Raw genomic sequence first — 20,523 nt, 5'->3', positions numbered from 1 at the left:
CAGTGCAAATTTGCCAAGTACAACTCGGAATACTGCAGGTCGTCTTTGCATTTATGCAGGGTAGTTATTATCAAAAAAACGGCCTGGCCTGCCTAGACCCGCCCCGCCAATACCTGGCCAATGCTGCGGCGCCGGGCATGATCTTCAGCGGTATGGATCAGTTGCTCCAGTTCCGTGGGCGTGACGTCGAAAAACTGCTCCATTTCGGCCAGGGCCCGCTCCAGGTCAACGGCAGTGATCTTGGGATCAGGCTCCTGGAGGCGATTGCCCATCATGATCACCGGCGCCTCTACCGCGCCCTTGGGGTAACGGGTACGGGTCAGGTTGTTATAGGCAATGGCCGTCACCAGCAATGTGCCAGCACCGAGCATGACTGGGCCGATTGCCTGCCAACCCAGGGCGATGGTCGCCGGGTCTGCCAACACGAGTGTCATTGCCAGCCCGCCCGACGGCGGATGCAGGCAGCGCAGCCAGCACATCAGGATCAGCGCCATGCCAGCGGCCAGGCACGCGCTGCCCAGCGTGCGGCCCAGTACTCTTGCTACCAGCAATGCCACCACACTGGCACACAAGTAGCTGCCAACGATTGACCACGGCTGGGCCAGCGCACCGGATGAAACGGCAAACAGCAACACGGCAGACGCGCCCAAGGGGCCAATCAGGTGCATGGCGACGTCCATGCCAAACACCTGGGCACAGAGCCAGACACTGAACAGAGTGCCCAAGGCCATGCCGATGGCGGCGCGACTCCATTCGGCGGGGCGGGTATTGATGGCAGCGGGGAACCAGCGAGCAAGCATTAATCGACGATCCAGAATAAAAAGGCGGGCAACAAAAAGAAGGGCTTCTCTGGTTTCCCGGAAAGCCCTTCGAAAGTTCCAACATTTGGGGGAAGAACCGATGCAGTGTGCCGATCAAACAAAACCCTCGCCAATGCATATTAATGCACGTTAAGTGCAGTAATTTTGGAGTTAATCACCTTGAACCCAGTGGCCCCTCCATCCAGGCAGGCCAGGCTGACGGTTGTCAGCGCTCAGCCTTGCTCAGGTTCAGCAGCACGTAAGGGTTTTTGTCGAACTGCCCGCTGAGTGCAGGTGACAGCACGCGCACGCGCGGGTCGCTCGACCCTTCAAAGTCGGCCTGGCTCATCACCAGCCAGGCCGGCCCCTGAACGAGGGCGAGTTCAGAGGGCAACTGGGTGAACAAGGGCACCCGGTCACAATTGAGGTTGACCATGAACTTGATGGCTTTGCCGTCCTTACCCAGGGCATGCAGCACCAGCGGCGCCGGATGCTGCTGGATCAGGGCCTGGGCACCCAGGGTAAAGGTACGCGTGTCATAAAGGCTGCGTTCCAGCGGCTCCACCACCATGATGTAGGTCGACCACACCGCCAGCACCGAACAAAAGGCCGGGCCTACTGGCTGCCAGCGCCATTTCAACAGTATGCCCAGAAGCAGCACCTGCAGCACGGCCAGCACGGTGAACACCAGGCCCAGGCTATTCAACTGCTCGGGGAAGCGATGACGGGCCATCAACAGGGCGCCAATCAACAGCGTCGGTATGAGCGCCCACACCCCCAGCATCAATCCCCGCAACCAGGCAAAGAGCCGCCCCTGAACACCCCGAAAAGGGTAGGCCGCAATGATTGCCGCCATGGGGATCATCGGCAGCATGTAACGGGCCTTCTTCGCCTGCGGGATCGACAGCCCCAGCATCACGATCAACCCGGCAGCCGCGCAAAACAGCAACAACTGCAGCGCCGGATCAGACGGTCGCCGCCCGTTGATCAGGACGGCAATCAGCACCAGGATCGCCAATGGATACGCCAGGGCATAGTTGCCCAACGAACTGGTGAAGTAATAGAGCACACCACTGGAACCTTCGCTGCCATCCATGCGGCCGAGGAACTGCATGCGGATCACGTCCTGCATGAACGCTTCACCACCGCTGAGTTTGGCCAATAGCAACAGCAGGCCAACACAGGCCACCAGCAACGCCAACGCGAGCAAACCGAAGCTGAACAACTGACGCCATTGCCGGTTGATCAGGTAATAGCTGCACAACACACCGGTGGGAATCACCAGGCCGATCGGCCCACGAATGGCAAAGCCCAGGAGCAACAACGCCAGCAGCCAATGCCAGCGTTTGCCGCCACCGAAGTGATCATGGGCGTAGCCCAGGTAAAACACCGTCAGGGCTACGGCAGCCAGCATCTGGTCCAGGGACACTGAGCGGGTTTCGCTGATAAAGGTGCTGCTGAGCAGCAGCAGGGCGATGCTCAGCAGCGCCCAGCGCCGGGAGTAGGGCGCTGTCAGTCGGTAGATCAAGGTGACGATAATCGCCGAGGCAATGGCCGTCGGCAGCCACGCCGTCAGGCTGGTAATGCGCCCCAGCGGTAGCGACAACAACCAGGTAAACAGGGTCGACGTCGCCAGGTAGTCCGCATAGGGCTGCCCGTAGGTTGTGGGAAAGAAGCTCGGCCCATGGCGCAGCATCTCCTGGGCGAACAACACAAAGCGCGAGTCAAAACCGATAATCGCCTGGTCCCAGTTGCCGGCGATGAACAGCATCAACGCCAGCAGCCCAAGGCCTAGGGAGTGTCTGCGGATCGTGGCGCCAAGCAGCGGTGCTGGAACTATATCCACGTCTTACGCTTCCAGCAGCCGGGGAACCCATTGCTGCTGGGGGATCGGCAGGTTGCACGATTCTCCGCGGCCCATCGGGAAATACTGGAAGCCCTTGCGTGCCAGGCGCTCGGCGTCGTACAGGTTACGGCCGTCGAAGATCACCGCAGCCTTGAGGCGCTGTTGCAGCAGGTCGAAATCAGGCGCCTTGAACTGCTGCCACTCGGTGCAGATGATCAACGCATCGCTACCGCCCAGGGTCGACTCCGGCGTGCCCATCAGCATCAGCCGGGGGTCATCACCGTAGAGGCGCTGGGTTTCCTGCATGGCTTCCGGGTCAAAGGCACGCACGTTGGCGCCCGCCGCCCATAGCGATTCCATCAATACCCGGCTGGGCGCATCGCGCATGTCATCGGTGTTGGGCTTGAACGCCAGGCCCCACAGGGCGAAAGTCTTGCCGCGCAAGTCGCCTTTGTAGAAGGCCTTGATCCGCTCGAACAATTTGCTCTTCTGCCGCTGGTTGATGGCTTCCACCGCTTCCAGCAGGTCGCTGGAGCAATTGGCTTGCTTGGCACTGTGGATCAGGGCCCGCATGTCCTTGGGAAAACACGACCCGCCGTAGCCGCAACCGGGGTAGATAAAGTGGTAGCCGATCCGCGAATCGGCACCAATCCCCAGGCGCACAGATTCAATATCTGCGCCCAGGTGTTCGGCCAGCTCGGCGATCTGGTTGATAAAACTGATCTTAGTCGCCAGCATGCAGTTGGCGGCGTACTTGGTCAGCTCGGCACTGCGCAGGTCCATGAAGATGATGCGGTCGTGGTTGCGGTTGAACGGCGCGTACAGGTCGCGCATCACTTCGCGCACTTCTTCGCGCTCGCAACCAATGATGATCCGGTCCGGGCGGCGGCAGTCAGCGACCGCCGAGCCTTCCTTGAGGAATTCCGGGTTGGAGACGATATCGAACTCCAAGTTGCGCCCGGCCAGGTGCAGAGCCTTTTCGATATGGGCGCGTAAAGTGTCGCCGGTGCCCACGGGCACGGTGGATTTTTCCACCAGGATCACGGGGTCGCGCCGGTGACGGGCCACCGCATCGCCCACCGACAGCACGTACCTCAAGTCCGCCGAACCGTCCTCGTCCGAAGGCGTGCCCACGGCAATGAACAGTACCTCACCGTGTTCCACCGCAAGCTTTTCATCGCAGGTGAAGATCAGGCGGCCGTTCTCCAGATTTTCCTTGACCAGGCTGGCAAGCCCTGGCTCGAAAATACTCACGTGCCCCTGCTGCAACAGGCGGACCTTGTTTTCATCAACGTCCATGCAGATGACATCGTGACCGACCTCGGCCAGTACGGTGGCTTGTACCAGACCGACGTAACCACTACCAAATACGCTGATTTTCATGGGGCATTCCTGGGGCTTGCACTGCTGATACGACGGGAGTTGATCGTCAGGACACCGAGGATGATCAATGCCACCCCCAGGGTTTTTGACAGGGAAAAGTGTTCGTTGAATACCGGCAGGCTGGCAGCCAGCAGGTACACCAGGGCGTAGCTGATGCTCAGCAGCGAATAAGCACGCCCCAGGGGAAGGCCCTTGAGGGCGCCGAGCCAACAGAGCATCGACAGCGCGTAGGCGAAAATCGCCAGGATCACCACGCCCAGCGCGCCAAGGTCGATGGCGCCGCTGTTCAACGCCGTCAGCCATTCGCTGGGCAGCGGCAGGCGGGTCATGCTCCAGCGCATGCCCAACTGGGCACCGCTGACCAATGCAACGCTGCCCAGGGCCAGGGCAAAGCCGCGAATCCGGCTCATACCTCACCTCCCAGCAGCGCCACACCGGCGATCACCAGGGCGACACCCAACCAATGGCGACGGTCCACAGGCTCGTGGAAGACAAAACGCGCCACCAGGGTCACCAGCACAAAATTCAGGCTGAGCATTGGGTAAGCGATGCCCACTTCCAGGCGCTGCAAGACCAGCAGCCATACCAGTAAACCCAGGCCCAGGCAGAACAATGCCGACCACAGCCAGGGCGAGCGCAGTTTTGCGGCCCAACCGTCAGGCTGGTCACGCCAGCCTTCCACGGCAAACTTCTGCGAGACCTGACCCATGCAGGTCAGCAGGCAAGCAGCCAAGAGCAGCAGCAGGGTCATGGTGCAGCCTGCGGGAAAATCAGGATCACCATGTTGCCTTGCTCGTAGCGCTTGCCATCCTTGGGCAGCAAGTCCACTTCCTGCCTTTCATCATCGCCCTTGACCCGCATGACCACGCCCACCGAACCTTGTTTGCGGGCGTCCGTCATCCATTGCTGGACCTGAGCAGCGTCCACTTTGCGGTAGGCGGTATCTGGATAGGCGATGCCGTATTTGACTTCACCGACGGTGTTGTACAACGCCACTTCCGGACGTTTTAGCCGCCACGACAGGGCGGACGCAGCGCCCAGGTCGTTGCTTAGCAACGAGGCTGTGCGGGCCAACTCATCGGTGTGATCGATGATGAACTGATCCGGCGTCTTGTTATAAACCACCGAATGGGGCAGGGCGGCAGGTACCAGAGCAACCAGAAGCCAGCTGCCAATCGCCGGCGCAGCCCACAACCGCAACGGACGCGCCGCTTGCAGCAGGTTGGCGATGATCCAGCCGAACAGCACGATAAACACCAGCACCAGGCTCAGCAGCTCCTGGTTATGCTCGTACACCGGCTTCTTCAACTGGAAATACACCAGGGCCAGCAACCCCAGCAGGCCGAGAGTCAGGTTGAGCCAGCCGTTGACTTGCAATACCCGGCCACGGGCCTGGGCCAGCTTGTCCGCCAGGGTATTGCCCATCAGCAACGCCAGGGGCAGCAGGCACGGCAGGATATAAGCCGGCAACTTGCCCTTGCTCAGGCTGAAAAACGCCAGGGGCATCAGCAGCCACAACAACAGGAACGCAGTCTTGTTGTTGCGTTTTTCCAGCCACGCCTGTTTCAAGGTGGAGGGCAGCAAGGCCACCCACGGCAGACAGAACGCCACCAGCAGCGGCAGGTAATACCACCATGGCTGATCGTGCTGGGCATCTTCACCGGCAAAGCGCTGAATATGCTCATGCCAGAAAAAGAAATGCCAATAGTCCGGCTCCTGGGCATGTACCGCCAACGCCCACGGCAAGCTGACGACAATCGCCACGGCGACCGCCACCAGGCCATAGCCCAGCAGCTCACGAAAGCGCTTTTGCCAGATCATGTAGGGCAGGGCGATCAACACCGGTAGCAGCCACGCCAGAAAACCCTTGGTCATGAAACCCATGGCACAGGCCACACCCAGCAAGGCCCAGGACCACAAACGGCCGCGATGGCTGGTGCTGTCGACACATAGCCACAAGGCCACGCCGGTCAGGTTGACCCAAAAGGTGAGTTGCGGATCAAGGTTGGCGTAGCCACCCAGTGCCGCAACGCTGACAAAACTCATGTACAGCACGGTGCTGACCAGGCTTTTGCGCGGGTCATGCCACAAGCGTCGGGACACCCAGTACACCAGCAGGACGCTCAAGCCGGTGGCCAGCGCCGAGGCAAAGCGCACGCCAAACAGGTTCTGGCCAAAAATGGCCTGACCCAGGGCGATCATCCAGTACCCGGCCGCCGGCTTTTCAAAATAGCGGATACCCATGAAATGCGGCGATGCCCATTTGCCGGTCAGGAGCATTTCCTGGCTGATCTGGGCATAGCGGGTTTCGTCCGGAATCCACAGGCCATGGGTGGCCATCGGCAGCAGATAACACACGCCAAAGACCAGCAAGAGCAGGGGCAGGGCCCAACGACGAATCATGCCTTTTGCACTCCCAGCCAACCCTCGCGGCCGCTCAATGCTCCGCGAACCAGATGTTCCTGGGGCAATGTGGCGGGATCGCTGGGCAACAAGCTGCCCAGCGGTTGAAACGCGATGCCGCGCTGCCCTGCCTGGGCAAGCAACTGGCGAAAATCATTGGCCATCAGAATCCCTTCTACTTCTGCGTGGATCGTATAGACGTTGAGTTTCGATTCGGTGAAGCGGTCAAGAATGAAGGCATTAAAATCCTTGGCCGCTATCACCGGCCCGACCACTTCGTCAAAGGTTGGCAGGCCCACCGGAATCTGCGGCGTGCCAGCACTGCCATCGGCCAGGGTCGGCCGGAACAGGCTGGTACCACGGCAATCGCTGTTGTAGCGAAAGTTGAAGCCTTGCTTGGCCTGCACCACACGTTCATCGGCACGCCAACCGGCGGCGGCCGAGCAGTCGACGCGCTCACCAAGAATGTCACTCAAGGTGTCGACTCCACGGCGAATCTGCTCCACCAATTGCTCATCGCTCCAGCGCCCGGCATTAGCCTGCCAGCCATGGTGATCCCAGGCGTGCAAACCGACTTCATGCCCGGCCGCCCTGGCCTGGCGCATCAGGTGCCCCAGGTCGCGACCGATGGGCTTGCCCGGCCAGGCAGTGCCGGCCAGCAGAATGTCCCAGCCGTACAGGCCGGCGGCATTGGAGCGCAGCATTTTCCACAGGAACTGCGGGCGGATCAGGCGCCACAAATGACGGCCCATATTGTCCGGCCCGACACTGAAGAAGAACGTCGCCTTGATCCCGGCTTCATCGAGCAGCTCCAACAAGCGAGGCACCCCTTCACGGGTGCCTCGATAGGTGTCGACGTCGATGCGAAGACCTGCCTGCATCAATGCTTGTCCGCGATTTCGAGCATGGCTTCACGCAGGAAGAAATCCAGGGTATTGCCAATGGTCTCGCTCATCTCCACGCTTGGCTCCCAGTTCAGCAGGCGCTTGGCGTTGGCGATGCTTGGCTTGCGGTGTGCGACGTCCTGGTAACCGGTGCCGTAGAACGCCTTGCTCTCGACATCACGGAAACCGGCAAACGGCGGGAAGTTGCCGCGCAAAGGGTGAGCTTCGAACTGACGCAACAGCTCTTCGCCCAACTGGCGGATGCTGGCTTCGTTGTCCGGGTTGCCGATGTTAATGATCTGACCGTTGCAGGCGTCATTGTCGTTGTCGATGATCCGCGCCAGGGCCTCGATGCCGTCGGCGATGTCGGTAAAGCAGCGTTTCTGCTCGCCGCCGTCGAACAGGCGGATCGGCGTGCCTTCCACCAGGTTGAGGATCAGTTGGGTGATTGCGCGAGAGCTGCCGATGCGCGCCGAATCGAGGCGGTCCAGGCGCGGGCCCATCCAGTTGAACGGACGGAACAGGGTGAAGTTCAGGCCCTTAGCGCCATAGGCCCAGATCACCCGGTCCAGCAGTTGCTTGGACACCGAATAGATCCAGCGCTGCTTGTTGATTGGCCCGACCACCAGGTTGGAGGTGTCTTCGTCGAAGTTCTGGTCCTGGCACATGCCATAGACTTCGGACGTCGAGGGGAAGATCACGCGCTTGTTGTACTTGACGCAGTAGCGGACCAGCTTCAGGTTCTCTTCGAAGTCCAGTTCAAATACGCGCAGCGGGTTGCGGGTGTATTCGATTGGCGTGGCAATGGCCACCAGCGGCAGGACCACGTCGCACTTCTTGATGTGGTACTCGATCCACTCCGAGTGAATGCTGATGTCGCCTTCCACGTAATGAAAGTTGGGGTGGCTACGCAGGCGCTCGATGGCGTCGGAGCCGATGTCCAGACCGTACACTTCATAGCGGTCGTCGCGCAGCAGGCGCTCGGACAGGTGGTTACCGATAAAACCGTTAACGCCGAGGATCAGCACCCGTGTACGACGTGGCTTGCGACCCGACTCGGCACCGCGCAGCACGGAGCCGTCTACCAGGCCCAGCTCGTTGGCAAGCGCTGGACCGGCTAGGTACAGACCGTTGTCGTTGCGCTGACCGAAACGCACTACCAGGGAATCTTCACCGCAGGCAATGCGCAGCGGGTCAACGCTGATCACGCGGCCCGGGGCCTGGCCTTCGTTGCCTTTGACGACCTCGGCGCTCCAGACAATCAATTTGTGCTCGCCCGCAGCGCAGAAGGCGCCCGGATACGGTTGAGTCACTGCACGAACCAGATTGAACAGTTCTTGCGCGGGCTTTTTCCATTCCAGCTTGCCATCGGCGGCGCTGCGGCGACCGAAATAGGTGGCCTGGCTTTCATCCTGGGCAGTTTCTGTCAGCGTGCCCTCGGCCAGTTGCCCCAAGGCATCACCCAGCAGGTGGCTGGCGGCGTCACGCAGTTTGGCGTGCAGGGTCAGGCCAGTGTCGCTGCGCTCGATGCTGACCTTTTGCTGGGCGAGGATCGCGCCGGCATCGGCACGCTTGACCATGCGGTGCAGGGTCACGCCGGTTTCAGTTTCACCCTTGACCAGCACCCAATTGGCCGGTGCACGACCCCGGTACTTGGGCAGCAGAGAACCATGCAGGTTGAACGCGCCTTTGGCAGCGGTAGCCAGCAGCGCTTCGCTCAGCAGGTTGCGGTAGTAAAAGGAGAAGATGAAGTCTGGCTTGAGCTTGGCCACACGCTCGATCCACAGAGGGTGATTGGCGTCTTCCGGCGCATGCACCGGGATACCGTTGCGGGCGCAGAGCTGGGCGACGGAGCCGTAGAAGTTATTTTCCTTGGGGTCGTCGGCATGGGTGAACACGGCAGCAATGTCGTAGCCGGCTGTGAGCAGGGCTTCGATGCCTGCACAGCCAATGTCGTGGTAAGCGAAGACAACAGCTTTTGGATTCATGACAAAACCTGATCGGAAAGTGAAGTGGAAGTATGGGAAGAAGTCAGGCCGTCGACGATAACGACCGGAGCCGGTGCTGCCGGTTCGTTGCGCAGCACCTTTTCAATAAAGAACCGTGGCCGGGCCCGAACATCGCTGTACATACGCCCCAGGTATTCACCCAACAAGCCCATGCCGATGAATTGGCCGCCGGTAAATACAAATAGCACGGCGAACAACACGAACATGCCGTCGCCCGCCCACTCGGCGCCAAAGGCCAGGCGCAGCACGATAAGCAGCAGCGCAAACAGCATGCCGATGGCGGCCAGGCTGAAGCCAACGATGGACAGCAGGCGCAGCGGCGTGGTGGTCATGCAGGTCAGCAGGTCGAACATCAGGCTGATCAGGCGCATGGCGCTGTACTTGGATTCACCGTGTTCACGCTCGGCGTGCTGCACGAGGATTTCCGTGGTGTGGCGGGCAAAGCCGTTGGCCAGGATCGGGATAAAGGTGCTGCGCTCGCGGCAGGCCAGCATCGCGTCGACAACGGTGCGCCGATAAGCGCGAAGCATGCAGCCGTAGTCAGTCATGGCAACGCCGGTGGAGCGCTGCACGGCAAGGTTGATCAAGCGCGACGGCCAGCGGCGCAAAGCCGAGTCCTGGCGGTTGTTGCGCACCGTGGCAACCACGTCGTAGCCCAGGGCGGCCTGTTCGACTAAACGCGGGATTTCTTCCGGAGGGTTTTGCAGGTCGGCGTCGAGGGTGATGACTACGTCGCCCCGGCACTGTTCAAAGCCGGCCATGATTGCCGCGTGTTGGCCATAGTTGCGGTTGAGGATCACCGCCACCACATGGCTGCCGTTTTCGGCGGCTGCCTCTTCCAGCAACTGGGCCGAGTTATCGCGGCTGCCGTCGTCCACCAGGATGATTTCGTATTCATAAGCCAGCTGCTTGCACGCTGCCGTGGTGCGACGAAGCAACTCAGGCAAGCTCTCTTCTTCGTTGTAGACCGGGATAACGATCGACACGCAATGAATAGGGTAGGGTTTCAAGATTCATGACCTCGGTTAGAGCAACTTGGCGCGTAAAGACGACAACAGCCAAAGGTTGAAAGTACAGTGATCCGAATAAAAATAGAGCGGTTTGCTTACGGTCATTCGACAGTTGCGTTGCCTGGTGCCTGGACACCTTGAGTAAAGACCACAGTGCTCAAAGGTAAAGCATAATCAACGGGTTAGTCTGCAAAGCGCAGATTGTTCTCAAGTCCTGCGCTCAAGATTAAGCGCAAAAATGTAGAACGAATATGAAAGGCCTATGAAAAACTCGTTTATTTGGTGGGTAGACAGCTAGTGTTCAGCTAAATAATAAGGGCAGAGACAAACGAGAAACTTTTCGCGCTGTAGCGCCTCATCTCTAAGTCATTTGTCCCACGCCAAAAATGGATTAACGGGTTTTCTGGCGAACAACTTCCCGGTGCTCGGCGGCCGCCGCCATGGCGACGGCCCGATTTTGCTGGCGAATCTTCTCTGCTTTGTCCTGCAAGTGCCGGTAAAGTAAGCCATCTCTTGCCTGGATAGTCGGATGAACAACGTGCAGCTTTTACGCGGCCAATTACGGCCGGTCTTGATGGTGTTGTGGATGACAGTCGTGTACGCCTGCGGGGTTCAGGCCGATGAGGGGGTGGTGCTCACCCAGGTCACTCAGGTACCGCCCGGCGTGGAGGTACGAGGCAAACAGGTGGCGGCGTATGCCTGGAGCGACCGACAAGGCCGTAATCTGCTGGTGCTGGCCGAGCAACAGGCGAGTGAACGCGATGACGATGGCACACAGTCGGCGTCTGTCTATGCCGCCCAATACCTGCTCGATGGCGACCGGCCCAGGCGCCTGTGGATGCTCTACGACGACGTGCAGCACTGTGAATTTGACGCCGGCCTGCACTTCGACAGCGCAGCAACCAAGGTCACTGACCTGCTTGGCGACGGCATCACCCAAGCCACTGTCGGCTATTCACGGATGTGCACCAGCGACGTCAGCCCCCATGAGTTCAAGCTGATCATGCACATCGGCAAGTCGCAGAAGTACGGCCTGCGTGGCGTCGACCGCTATGGCGCCAGTTGGTGGGATGAAGAGGCCGGGGCACTGCAGGGCATGCCGCTGCCCAAGGATTGCAGCGTGACAGGGCAGCAAGCCCTGGTCAGCCAATACAAGGAGCAAGGCACCGAACTGCCGCTGCCGGGCTGTTACGCCGATGAACAGGACTTTGCCAAGGCGCCGGCAGGCCTGCTGGAATTCATGCGCCGGCACTGGCTGGCGGTGATGTATAAGCAGGATGCCCAATGGGGCCAACAGCAGACCCAGGACCGCACGGAGGGTCAGGAATAGGTTCGATGGTTTGGTGCGAGCCGCTGACCTGCGCTAGACTCGGTGCTTGCCCAACCACTAAATACCTTGGCTAAACAAATGCTTAGTCGCGGTATTTAATTCCAAGGCTGATCTATTTTGACTGAGCTTCCCCACGCCCCGACCCGAAACCCCTTGACCCTTTACCTCATGCGGCTGGCCCCGTCGAGCCAGTTGACCATGCGTTATGTGCTGCAAGACGCCGCCGACCGCCTGGGTTTCGAAGAGGTCAATCTGGAAGACATCGACTGGCATCTGCTGCAGCCCGAACACGTTATAGGCCTGGTGGCGGTGCTGCGCGAAGACGGCTACGCGCCCAATACCTCATCGCTTTACGTCAACGCCGTGCGTGGGGTGATGAACGAGGCATGGCGCATGAGCCTGATCAGTCAGGAGCATCTACTGAAGATGCGCTCGGTCAAGGCGATGGCAGGTACGCGCTTGAGCCAGGGCCGCAACTTGCGGCGCACGCTAATTCGCGAGTTGATGGACGTTTGCGCAGCCGATCCACGCCCCCAGGGCCTGCGGGACGCGGCAGTCATTGCAATCCTGTACGGCTCGGGGATGCGCAAGTCGGAGTCGGTCAACCTCGACCTGGCCCAGATCAATTTCGACGAACGCAGCCTGCGGGTCACGGGCAAGGGCAATAAGGAGCTGATCAAGTACGCGCCGGCGTGGGCCTTTGCCAAACTTGAAGCGTGGCTGGCGTTCCGTCGCGCGCAATTGGGTGAAGGGCAGGAGGACGATGCCTTTCTGTTCAACCGCATCCGCCGGGGCAGCCATATCACCCGCGAGCGCATCACCAAGCACGCGATTTACTACATCGCCCGTCAGCGCGGGCAGCAAGTGGGGGTGAAGATCATGCCCCATGATTTCCGTCGTTCATTTATCACGCGAGTGATTGAAGAACACGACCTGTCCATCGCCCAGAAACTGGCGCACCACACCAATATCCAGACCACCGCCAGCTACGACGTTCGTGATGACAATGAGCGACGGCGGGCGATTGATCGGTTTGACCTGTAAAACTTGAGTTTCAATCATTTGCCCGTAACGCCATAGGTATCTACACATCTTCGAAAGCAGAAATGACCGTAACAGTTGTCGAGCCCCAGCGAGGTTATGTCGGCCGCACCGCCGCTATCGAGCCTGGCGCCAGGACCGAGGCATTCCCGACGCAGCCTCGCCGAAAAAAACACACCGCCAAAAGAGGCGGTGTCTGGGTTAAAGCGAGGAGGGTGCAGAGCATGCCTCCATCAAGGACTTACTGTTGCTCGACCTCGGGAACATGGATCAACAGATCCCCCGGCTGACAACTCAGGTGCTTGCATATTGCATCCAAAGTGGCCAATCGAACCCCCTTTACCTTGCCTTGCTTCAACAGTGAAAGGTTGGCTTCGGTAATGCCGATGGCTGATGCGAGGTCTTTGGATTTAACTTTGCGCAACGCAAGCATTACGTCCAGATGAATGACAATTGACATAAGGGTCTCAAACGAAAGTACGGTTTTCAGAGTCCACTTCACTGGCTTGCCAGAGAATACGCGCGATTATCGAAATACACGCCGCCAGGAACAAGGCAACAAAAGTCTGCGCATTAAAGCTCACGGTTAACAGTTTTTGGCCCACTGGTTCATTCATCGTAACCCAGAGGCTGAGCATTGGCTCACACAAGAAGTCCAGCAGCACCCACAGCGCCACCGCCTTACCGACCTTGCCCAGGCGCAAGGCGGCCGCACCGGAAAAATACTCGCCGCTGGCATAGCTCTGAAACAGCCGACGCAAGTTCCCCAGGCCGAACGTCAACACCAGCAGCGGTACACTCGACAATACGATACCGCCCAGCGTTTGCCACCAAGGGAACAGCGCTGCGAGCTCCGTTCTTGGCGACAGCTGCCGCTCGGTGAGCGCGAAACCCAGGCCTAATCCCTCATTGGAAGCCAGGGAAGGGAAAAGCCACAGCGCCACATTGAGCGCCAGCATCACGACTATCAGGATTAACGTGGCAACCGACATAAGCTGGCTGAGTTTAGCAAGACGAAGTGACGTCATAGTGAAGCCTCACAAAGTATGAATGAGCGTCTAAGTTAAGCCATAAATCATCGCAAAACAATAATTAATTATCGCAATTTACGCATAAATTATTTATATGCCCCTTGGTGACTGGCTTGCCGCGGTACGTTTTTATCGTCTGCCGACCCGCTTCATCACCACCACAAAAAACACCGGCACAAACAAACACCGTGACCGATATTCTCGAGTCCATTGCAGGTGATCTGCCGGATGCCAGCGAGCTTGCGACTGCGTAAAAGCAGTTACAGTTCCAGCTTGTAGCCCACGCCGTAGATTGAGCGAATCGGGTCCTGCCCTGGGCAGGCCTGTTCCAGTTTGCGGCGCAGGTTGCGGATGTGGCTGTCCACCGTGCGGTCGGTGACGACCCGATGATCGAAGTACAGCTTGTCGAGCAATTGATCCCGGGGAAATACCCGCCCCGGGGCGTCGCTCAGGGTCTTGAGCAGGCGCAGTTCAACCGGTGTCAGGTCGAGGGCTATGCCGTCGAACGAGGCGCAGTAGCGCGCCTCATCGATACACAAGCGTGTTGTGACAGGTTCGCCCAGCAACGGTCCGCGGCGCAGAATCGCCTTGACCCTGGCCATGACTTCCCGAGGGCTGAAGGGCTTACAGATGTAGTCATCGGCGCCCAGTTCCAGGCCGATCAAACGGTCGATTTCCTCGACTCGAGCGGTGATCATAATCACCGGCACGGCGCTGAAGGTTCGCAGTTCACGGCAGACCTCCAGGCCGTCGCGCCCCGGCAGCATCAGGTCCAGCAAAATCAAGCGCGGGTTGAACACCTGCACGGCGGGTAACACATCCAGACCGTTGTCCACACAATGTACGGTGTAGCCGTCGCTGGTCAGGTAGTCACGCAATAGCGCGGCGAGTTTGGGCTCGTCTTCAACTACCAGGATCGGTGCGTCTTGGCTCATCGGTTCAGTTTCCATAAGGTAAGTGGACGACTAGCCACAGGCCGCCCAACGGCGAAGGCATCGCGCTGATCTGGCCGCCGTGGGCTTCGACGATGTTGCGACAGATTGCCAGGCCCAGGCCGGCGCCACCGTTGGCCCGGTTGCGTGATGCATCGCCTCGGTAGAAACGCTCGAACAGGCGTGGCAGGTGCTCGGGGGAAACACCAGGGCCTGAGTCTAGAAAGTCGATGGTCAGCGCCTTGGCCGTCGGTATCAGGGCGATTTGCACACGACCACCGGCAGCGGTGTAGCGCAGGGTGTTTTCCAGCAGATTGCTGAACAGCTGTTGCAAGCGGTCGGCGTCCACTTCAAGTACGCAGGGTTTGCTCGGCAGTTTCAGCTCCATGTTCAGGCCGCATGCCTGGCTGCGCTCGCGGAACAATTCAACGCTTTGGCTGAGCAGTTCGCCCACGTCACATTGGCTTTTGCGGTAGGCGAGGGCGCCGACATCCGCTAGGGACAGTTGGTAAAGGTCTTCGATCAGTTTGCCGAGCCTGCCGACTTCGCTTTGCAGCGAGTCCAGGGCCGTGCGATCGAGAGGGCGCACGCCGTCTTCGAGGGCTTCCAGTTCGCCGCGCAAAATGGACAGAGGTGTGCGCAACTCATGGGAAATGTCGGCCATAAAGTCGCGGCGCATGCGCTCGTTGCGCTCCAGGGTCAGGGCTAGCTGGTTGAAGTCCCGCGCCAATTGCCCGACCTCATCTTGCGCGGCCACCGACACCCGGCAGCTGTACTCGCCGACGGCCAGGCGATGAGTGGCCGCCGCCACGCGCTTGACCGGGCCGAGCAGAGTTCGGGAAATCCACCAGGCGATCAGTGTGGCCAACAGCAAGGAACCAACACCAACAATCACGCTGGTATGCAGTTGATAGCGGCGGAAAATATCCCCGCCACCTTCTGAAACGCTTTGGAACGGGGCCAGGGCAACCCAGCCCACGATTTCGCCCTCGACGACGATAGGGCGGGTGATCGCCTCATCCGTGATTTTTTTGTAGCCGGCCACTCGCCGCTTTTGTACATCCAGCAAGGCCGTGCGAAACAGCACGCCGGTGGAGTCGGGCATCACGGCTTCCTCTCGCGGGATATCGAGTGGGAAGTCGACACCCGGAATGGGTCGCATCAAGTCGAACAGCCGCCGAGGATCATCGCGAACGCCATCCCAGCCACCTTCCTGTGCGTAGAACTCAGCCAGCCGGGGCAGTGCTTTTTCCAGTCGGGTAATCCCTTGGTCATTGAGATAGCCGATAAAGCCGCGCTGAAAACTCCAGCCGGTGGCGGCGCTCATAACCAGGATCACCAGCAACACGCTGGCAAATACGGCGGCGAACAGTTTGGTGGAAATACTCAGCTTCATGGGGTCGGGCAAGTCGCGGAATGTGCGCCATTTAGGCCCGCTGGCGCACAGGATTCAAGGGCGGACGGTAATCTTCAATTTTCCTGCACATTTGCCACTCAACATAGCGCCAGGCCCAAGCCTTCCCTTTGTAGTAGAGGCGTTAATGTCGATAAAACCCATGACTAAGTTTCAGGTGACCTGCGTGTCTGTTATCGCGCTGAGTGTGTTTTCACTATTGAGCGGCTGTTCTTCGGACAATACGCCGAGTGTTGCCGTCGTGCCTGAAGTCAGCGTGGTAACCCTCAAGACCCAAACGCAGGTGGTACACACTGAGTTGGCCGGCCGCACACAGGCGTTCATGGTGGCCCAGGTACGCCCGCAAGTGGGCGGGCTGGTGCAGCGTCGCTTGTTTGTCGAAGGCAGTGAAGTCAAGGCCGGGCAGGTGTTGTACGAGCTGGATGCGGCGCCTTATCGCGCGGCCCTGGCCCAGTCCGAAGCGGTGCTGGCCAAGTCCCGCGCCACTCTCAAGGCGGCGCAAGCCACCGCCAAACGCACCGCTGAACTGGCGAAGTTCGAAGCCATCAGTCGCCAGGACGACGATGACGCCCAGACCAACGTGCAGATCGCCGCGGCGGACGTAAAACTCGCGGAGGCGGCGCTTGAGACGGCGAAAATCAACGTGACCTACACCCGCATTGTCGCGCCTATTTCCGGGCGTATCGAGACGTCGGCGGTCACGCCGGGAGCCTTGGTGGTGGCCAATCAGGAAGCGGTGTTGACCACCATTCAACAACTCGATCCGCTCTACGTCGATGTCACCCAGTCCACCACCGAGCTGCTGCGTTTGCAGCGTGAGCTGGCGGCCGGGACCCTGCGCAGCGCTGCCGAGGGTGAGGCAGACATGGCGTTACGCCTGGAAGACGGCAGCCTCTACAAACACACCGGGCGCTTGAAGTTCAGCGGCGCCAGCGTCAACGAGGGTACGGGCACCGTCACCTTGCGTGCCGAGATCGCCAACCCTGATCGGCAACTGTTGCCGGGCATGTACGTGCGCGGTGTGCTGGAGCAGGCCCGGGATGACCAGGTAATTTTGGTGCCGCAACAAGCAGTGACCCGCGCAGCCAGTGGCACCACCTCGGTGCTGGTGGTGGTGGTGGATAGCATAATTGAGCAACGGCAAATCACCGTCGGCAGGGCTGTGGACCATCAGTGGTGGGTGACCTCGGGGCTGGTGGCTGGCGAACAGGTGGTGGTCGAGGGCGGGCAGAAAGTGCGGCCCGGGGCCCTCGTGTCGGTAGTGGATAACGCCCCGGTTCAAGTCGCCATGACGAAGGAGGGCTGAACATGGCGCATTTTTTTATTGATCGGCCGATTTTTGCCTGGGTCATCGCCATCGTCATCATGCTGGGCGGCGCCTTGTCCATCAGCCAGTTGCCGCTGGAGCAGTACCCAGACATCGCTCCGCCGAGCGTGCGCATTATTGCGACCTACACCGGTGCCTCGGCTAAAACCGTCGAAGACTCGGTGACCCAGGTCATCGAACAGAAGATGACCGGCCTGGATAACCTGCTGTACATGGCGGCTTCCAGCAGCTCGGCGGGCACCGCGAACATCACCCTGACCTTCGCCCCGGGCACCGACCCGGATGTGGCGCAGATGCAGGTGCAGAACAAGTTGCAGCAGGCTCAATCACGCCTGCCGCAATCGGTGCAGGCCCAAGGATTGACAGTGCGCAAGGGCAGTTCTGACTTCCTGATGATGGTGGCGCTGACGTCTGCGAACAGCCAGGTCACCAGCAACGAAATTGGCGACTACATTGATAGCTCGCTGCTGGACTCACTCAGTCGGGTTAACGGTGTGGGCGAGGTGCAGTTGCTCGGCTCCGGTTTTGCCATGCGTATCTGGCTGGACCCGGCCAAGCTGGCCAAGTACGCGCTGATGCCCTCGGATGTCAGCGCCGCGTTGCAGGCGCAAAACACTGAAGTGTCCGCCGGGCAGTTGGGGGCCATGCCCGCAGTTGAAGGGCAACAGTTGAACGCCACCATCACCGCCCGCAACAAATTGCAGAGCATGGAGGAGTTTCGCAATGTCGTGGTCAAGTCAACCAGCGACGGCGCGCTCGTGCTGCTCAGCGATGTTGCACGGGTCGAGGTCGGCGCCGAGAGCTACGATGTAATCACTACCCTCAATGGCCAGCCGGCCGCGTCTATGGGCGTGACCCTGGCCATCGGCGCCAACGCCCTGGAGGTCGGCCATGCGGTGAAAGCAAAAATGGCCGAGATGGCGCCGTTTTTCCCCAGTGAACTGAGCCTGGAGGCTGTGGTGGCTTACGACACCACGCCGTTTGTCAGCCTGTCGATCAAGGAGGTGATGAAGTCGTTGGGTGAGGCCGTGGTGCTGGTGGTGCTAATCATGTACCTGTTCCTGCAAAACGTGCGGGCTACGCTGATCCCGACCATTACCGTGCCGGTGGTATTGCTGGGGACCTTCGGGGTGCTGGCGCTGATGGGCTATTCGATCAACACCCTGACCATGTTTGCCATGGTATTGGCCATCGGGTTGCTGGTGGACGACGCCATTGTGGTGGTGGAAAACGTCGAGCGGGTCATGGCTGAAAAGGCAGTGTCTGCCCTTGAGGCGACCCGCGAGTCCATGGACGAAATCACCGGCGCACTGGTGGGCATTGCCCTGGTGCTGTCGGCGGTGTTCATTCCCATGGCGTTTTTCAGCGGTTCCACGGGGATCATCTATCGACAATTTTCGGTGACCATCGTCGTCGCCATGCTCTTGTCCGTGCTGGTTGCCATGACCCTGACCCCGGCGCTGTGCGCCACGCTGCTGCGACCTGGTGATGTCAACCATGGCACCGGTCGCGGGTTCTTTGGCTGGTTCAACCGCATGTTTGCGCGCAATACCGAACGCTACGAGGGCGGGGTGGCCAAGCTGCTCAAGCGCAAGCGCTCGGGACTGCTGGTGTACGGTTTGATCACGGCAGTGATGGCGGTGGTCTATGTGCAATTGCCTACAGGCTTTCTGCCGGATGAAGACCAGGGCACGCTGATGGCGCAGATCAAGCTGCCGGAGGGCGGGACCAATACCCGTATGGATGTGGTCATGCAACAGTTCGAGGAATACATGCTGGCGCAACCGGAAGTCGAGGCGGTGATCGGCCTCGCGGGGATGGGCATCGGCGGTAAGGGACAGAGTACCGGGCGAGCGTTTATCAAACTGCAGGACTGGAGTGAGCGTACTGGCCCAGGCCAGGACTCGGCGTCTGTTGCTCGCCGCGCCAGCCTGGCAATGGCCAGCGTGCGCGACGCGAGCATTTTCGTCAGTTTGCCACCGGCCATCCGAGGCCTGGGGCAGAGCTCCGGTTTTGATTTGCAGCTCAAGGACCTTGGCGGGTTAGGGCACGATGAACTGGTCAAGGCTCAAGATGAGTTTATTCGCTTGGCCAATGAGAGCCCGCTGTTGCAACGGGTGCGCAGCAATGGACTCGGCGACACCCCACAGCTGCGGGTCAGTATTGATGATCGCAAGGCCGGTGCTCTGAGCCTGTCCACCGATGATATCAACAACACCTTGTCGGCGGCCCTTGGGGGCAGTTACGTCAACGATTACCTCAATGAAGGACGGGTCAAACGGGTGTACATCCAGGGCGAGGCCGAAGCACGGATGCAGGTTCAGGACCTGGACCGCTGGTTTGTGCGTAACAGCCTGGGCGAAATGGTGCCGTTTTCCTCCTTCGCCAGCGCAACCTGGAGCTATGGTTCACCCCAACTGGAACGCTACAACGGCAGTGCGGCCATCGGCCTGGTGGGCGACCCGGCACCGGGCGTCAGCTCGGGCGAAGCCATGACGGCGGTAGAGGCAATCATCAAGCAATTGCCCGAAGGTATCGGCCACGAGTGGAGCGGGCAGTCTTATCAAGAGCGCCAGGCGGGCTCCCAGGCACCGCTGCTGTACGCGGTGTCTATCCTCTTTGTGTTCTTGTGCCTGGCGGCACTGTATGAAAGCTGGTCGGTGCCGTTTTCGGTGATCCTCGTCGTGCCACTGGGCGTCATCGGCACAGTGCTGGCGATCCGAGCGGCGGGGCTCTCAAACGACGTGTATTTCCAGGTCGGGTTGCTGACCACGGTTGGTCTGGCGGCCAAAAACGCGATCCTGATCGTCGAATTTGCCAAGCACCTGCAGGAACAGGGCCAGAGCCTGGTGGACGCTACCCTGACCGCGGCACGCTTGCGTCTGCGGCCGATCCTGATGACGTCGCTGGCGTTCATGTTTGGCGTCCTGCCGCTGGCCATGAGCAGTGGCGCAGGTTCGGCAGGGCGGCAGGCCATCGGTATGGGGGTGCTGGGCGGGATGTTTAGCGCGACGCTGCTGGGGATATTTTTTGTACCGCTGTTTTTTGTGCTGATTCGCGGGCGGTTTACCAGGAAGGGTTAAATGGTGCGCCGTCTACATTTTGGGGCGGAG

At 59.9% G+C, this 20,523-nt stretch carries 17 protein-coding genes; 4 read left to right on the top strand and 13 right to left on the bottom strand.

Translation table 11 applies throughout. The features are described 5' to 3' along the window. Window positions 1–92: 92 nt before the first annotated feature. From AAEZ06_RS19255 to arnC, 9 genes are all read right to left on the bottom strand, one after another. A complete protein-coding gene (locus AAEZ06_RS19255; protein ID WP_149414936.1) occupies window positions 93–800 on the bottom strand; it encodes an HPP family protein in 708 nt (235 codons plus the stop codon). A 226-nt stretch (window positions 801–1,026) separates the two neighbouring features. Next, window positions 1,027–2,646, bottom strand: a complete 1,620-nt coding sequence (locus tag AAEZ06_RS19250) for an ArnT family glycosyltransferase (protein ID WP_256666381.1) — start codon at window positions 2,644–2,646, stop codon at window positions 1,027–1,029. A 3-nt stretch (window positions 2,647–2,649) separates the two neighbouring features. Continuing rightward, window positions 2,650–4,029, bottom strand: coding sequence for a UDP-glucose 6-dehydrogenase (locus AAEZ06_RS19245; RefSeq protein WP_149414937.1), 1,380 nt, complete (start codon window positions 4,027–4,029; stop codon window positions 2,650–2,652). Next, window positions 4,026–4,439 (bottom strand): 4-amino-4-deoxy-L-arabinose-phosphoundecaprenol flippase subunit ArnF, encoded by a 414-nt coding sequence (gene arnF, locus AAEZ06_RS19240; RefSeq protein WP_149414938.1) that lies wholly within the window; start codon window positions 4,437–4,439, stop codon window positions 4,026–4,028. The genes AAEZ06_RS19245 and arnF overlap by 4 nt, the downstream gene beginning before the upstream one ends. Continuing rightward, window positions 4,436–4,780, bottom strand: coding sequence for a 4-amino-4-deoxy-L-arabinose-phosphoundecaprenol flippase subunit ArnE (gene arnE, locus AAEZ06_RS19235; RefSeq protein ID WP_133102534.1), 345 nt, complete (start codon window positions 4,778–4,780; stop codon window positions 4,436–4,438). Before arnE ends, arnF begins: the two co-directional genes overlap by 4 nt. Continuing rightward, entirely contained in the window at window positions 4,777–6,432 is a 1,656-nt protein-coding gene (gene arnT / locus AAEZ06_RS19230; protein ID WP_350615663.1) for a lipid IV(A) 4-amino-4-deoxy-L-arabinosyltransferase, read from the bottom strand. Before arnT ends, arnE begins: the two co-directional genes overlap by 4 nt. Continuing rightward, window positions 6,429–7,313, bottom strand: coding sequence for a 4-deoxy-4-formamido-L-arabinose-phosphoundecaprenol deformylase (arnD, locus tag AAEZ06_RS19225; protein WP_149414940.1), 885 nt, complete (start codon window positions 7,311–7,313; stop codon window positions 6,429–6,431). Before arnD ends, arnT begins: the two co-directional genes overlap by 4 nt. Next, window positions 7,313–9,304: a bifunctional UDP-4-amino-4-deoxy-L-arabinose formyltransferase/UDP-glucuronic acid oxidase ArnA gene (gene arnA, locus AAEZ06_RS19220; RefSeq protein WP_149414941.1), complete on the bottom strand. Its 1,992-nt coding sequence runs from the start codon at window positions 9,302–9,304 to the stop codon at window positions 7,313–7,315. Before arnA ends, arnD begins: the two co-directional genes overlap by 1 nt. Continuing rightward, complete coding sequence (gene arnC / locus AAEZ06_RS19215) at window positions 9,301–10,335, bottom strand: undecaprenyl-phosphate 4-deoxy-4-formamido-L-arabinose transferase (RefSeq protein WP_149414942.1); 1,035 nt, start codon at window positions 10,333–10,335, stop codon at window positions 9,301–9,303. The genes arnA and arnC overlap by 4 nt, the downstream gene beginning before the upstream one ends. 529 nt (window positions 10,336–10,864) lie before the next feature. Here arnC and AAEZ06_RS19210 point away from each other — a divergent pair. Continuing rightward, window positions 10,865–11,665 carry a M949_RS01915 family surface polysaccharide biosynthesis protein gene (locus tag AAEZ06_RS19210; protein WP_149414943.1) on the top strand — a complete coding sequence of 267 codons (801 nt, stop codon included), beginning with the start codon at window positions 10,865–10,867 and terminating at the stop codon, window positions 11,663–11,665. A 168-nt stretch (window positions 11,666–11,833) separates the two neighbouring features. Continuing rightward, window positions 11,834–12,709: a site-specific integrase gene (locus AAEZ06_RS19205; protein ID WP_149414952.1), complete on the top strand. Its 876-nt coding sequence runs from the start codon at window positions 11,834–11,836 to the stop codon at window positions 12,707–12,709. 238 nt (window positions 12,710–12,947) lie between these two features. On the opposite strand, the gene AAEZ06_RS19200 is transcribed toward AAEZ06_RS19205, so the two are convergent. The 4 genes from AAEZ06_RS19200 to AAEZ06_RS19185 form a co-directional block, all read right to left on the bottom strand. Continuing rightward, window positions 12,948–13,166, bottom strand: coding sequence for a helix-turn-helix domain-containing protein (locus AAEZ06_RS19200; RefSeq protein ID WP_149414944.1), 219 nt, complete (start codon window positions 13,164–13,166; stop codon window positions 12,948–12,950). Between the two features lie 7 nt (window positions 13,167–13,173). Continuing rightward, window positions 13,174–13,734 carry a DUF2975 domain-containing protein gene (locus tag AAEZ06_RS19195; protein WP_350615659.1) on the bottom strand — a complete coding sequence of 187 codons (561 nt, stop codon included), beginning with the start codon at window positions 13,732–13,734 and terminating at the stop codon, window positions 13,174–13,176. A gap of 263 nt (window positions 13,735–13,997) precedes the next feature. After that, window positions 13,998–14,672 (bottom strand): response regulator, encoded by a 675-nt coding sequence (locus AAEZ06_RS19190; protein WP_149414946.1) that lies wholly within the window; start codon window positions 14,670–14,672, stop codon window positions 13,998–14,000. Between the two features lie 4 nt (window positions 14,673–14,676). Continuing rightward, on the bottom strand, window positions 14,677–16,065 hold the full coding sequence (locus AAEZ06_RS19185) for an ATP-binding protein (RefSeq protein WP_350615657.1): 1,389 nt from the start codon (window positions 16,063–16,065) through the stop codon (window positions 14,677–14,679). Between the two features lie 145 nt (window positions 16,066–16,210). Here AAEZ06_RS19185 and AAEZ06_RS19180 point away from each other — a divergent pair, with 145 nt between their 5' ends. Both AAEZ06_RS19180 and AAEZ06_RS19175 read left to right on the top strand, forming a co-directional pair. Further along, window positions 16,211–17,389, top strand: a complete 1,179-nt coding sequence (locus AAEZ06_RS19180) for an efflux RND transporter periplasmic adaptor subunit (protein WP_350615655.1) — start codon at window positions 16,211–16,213, stop codon at window positions 17,387–17,389. Between the two features lie 2 nt (window positions 17,390–17,391). Then, on the top strand, window positions 17,392–20,493 hold the full coding sequence (locus tag AAEZ06_RS19175; protein ID WP_350615653.1) for an efflux RND transporter permease subunit: 3,102 nt from the start codon (window positions 17,392–17,394) through the stop codon (window positions 20,491–20,493). The last annotated feature ends 30 nt before the right edge of the window (window positions 20,494–20,523 follow it).

It is taken from the genome of Pseudomonas sp. HY7a-MNA-CIBAN-0227 (genome assembly GCF_040310325.1).
Lineage (GTDB): Bacteria > Pseudomonadota > Gammaproteobacteria > Pseudomonadales > Pseudomonadaceae > Aquipseudomonas.
This window is presented reverse-complemented; position numbering and strand designations above follow the sequence as displayed.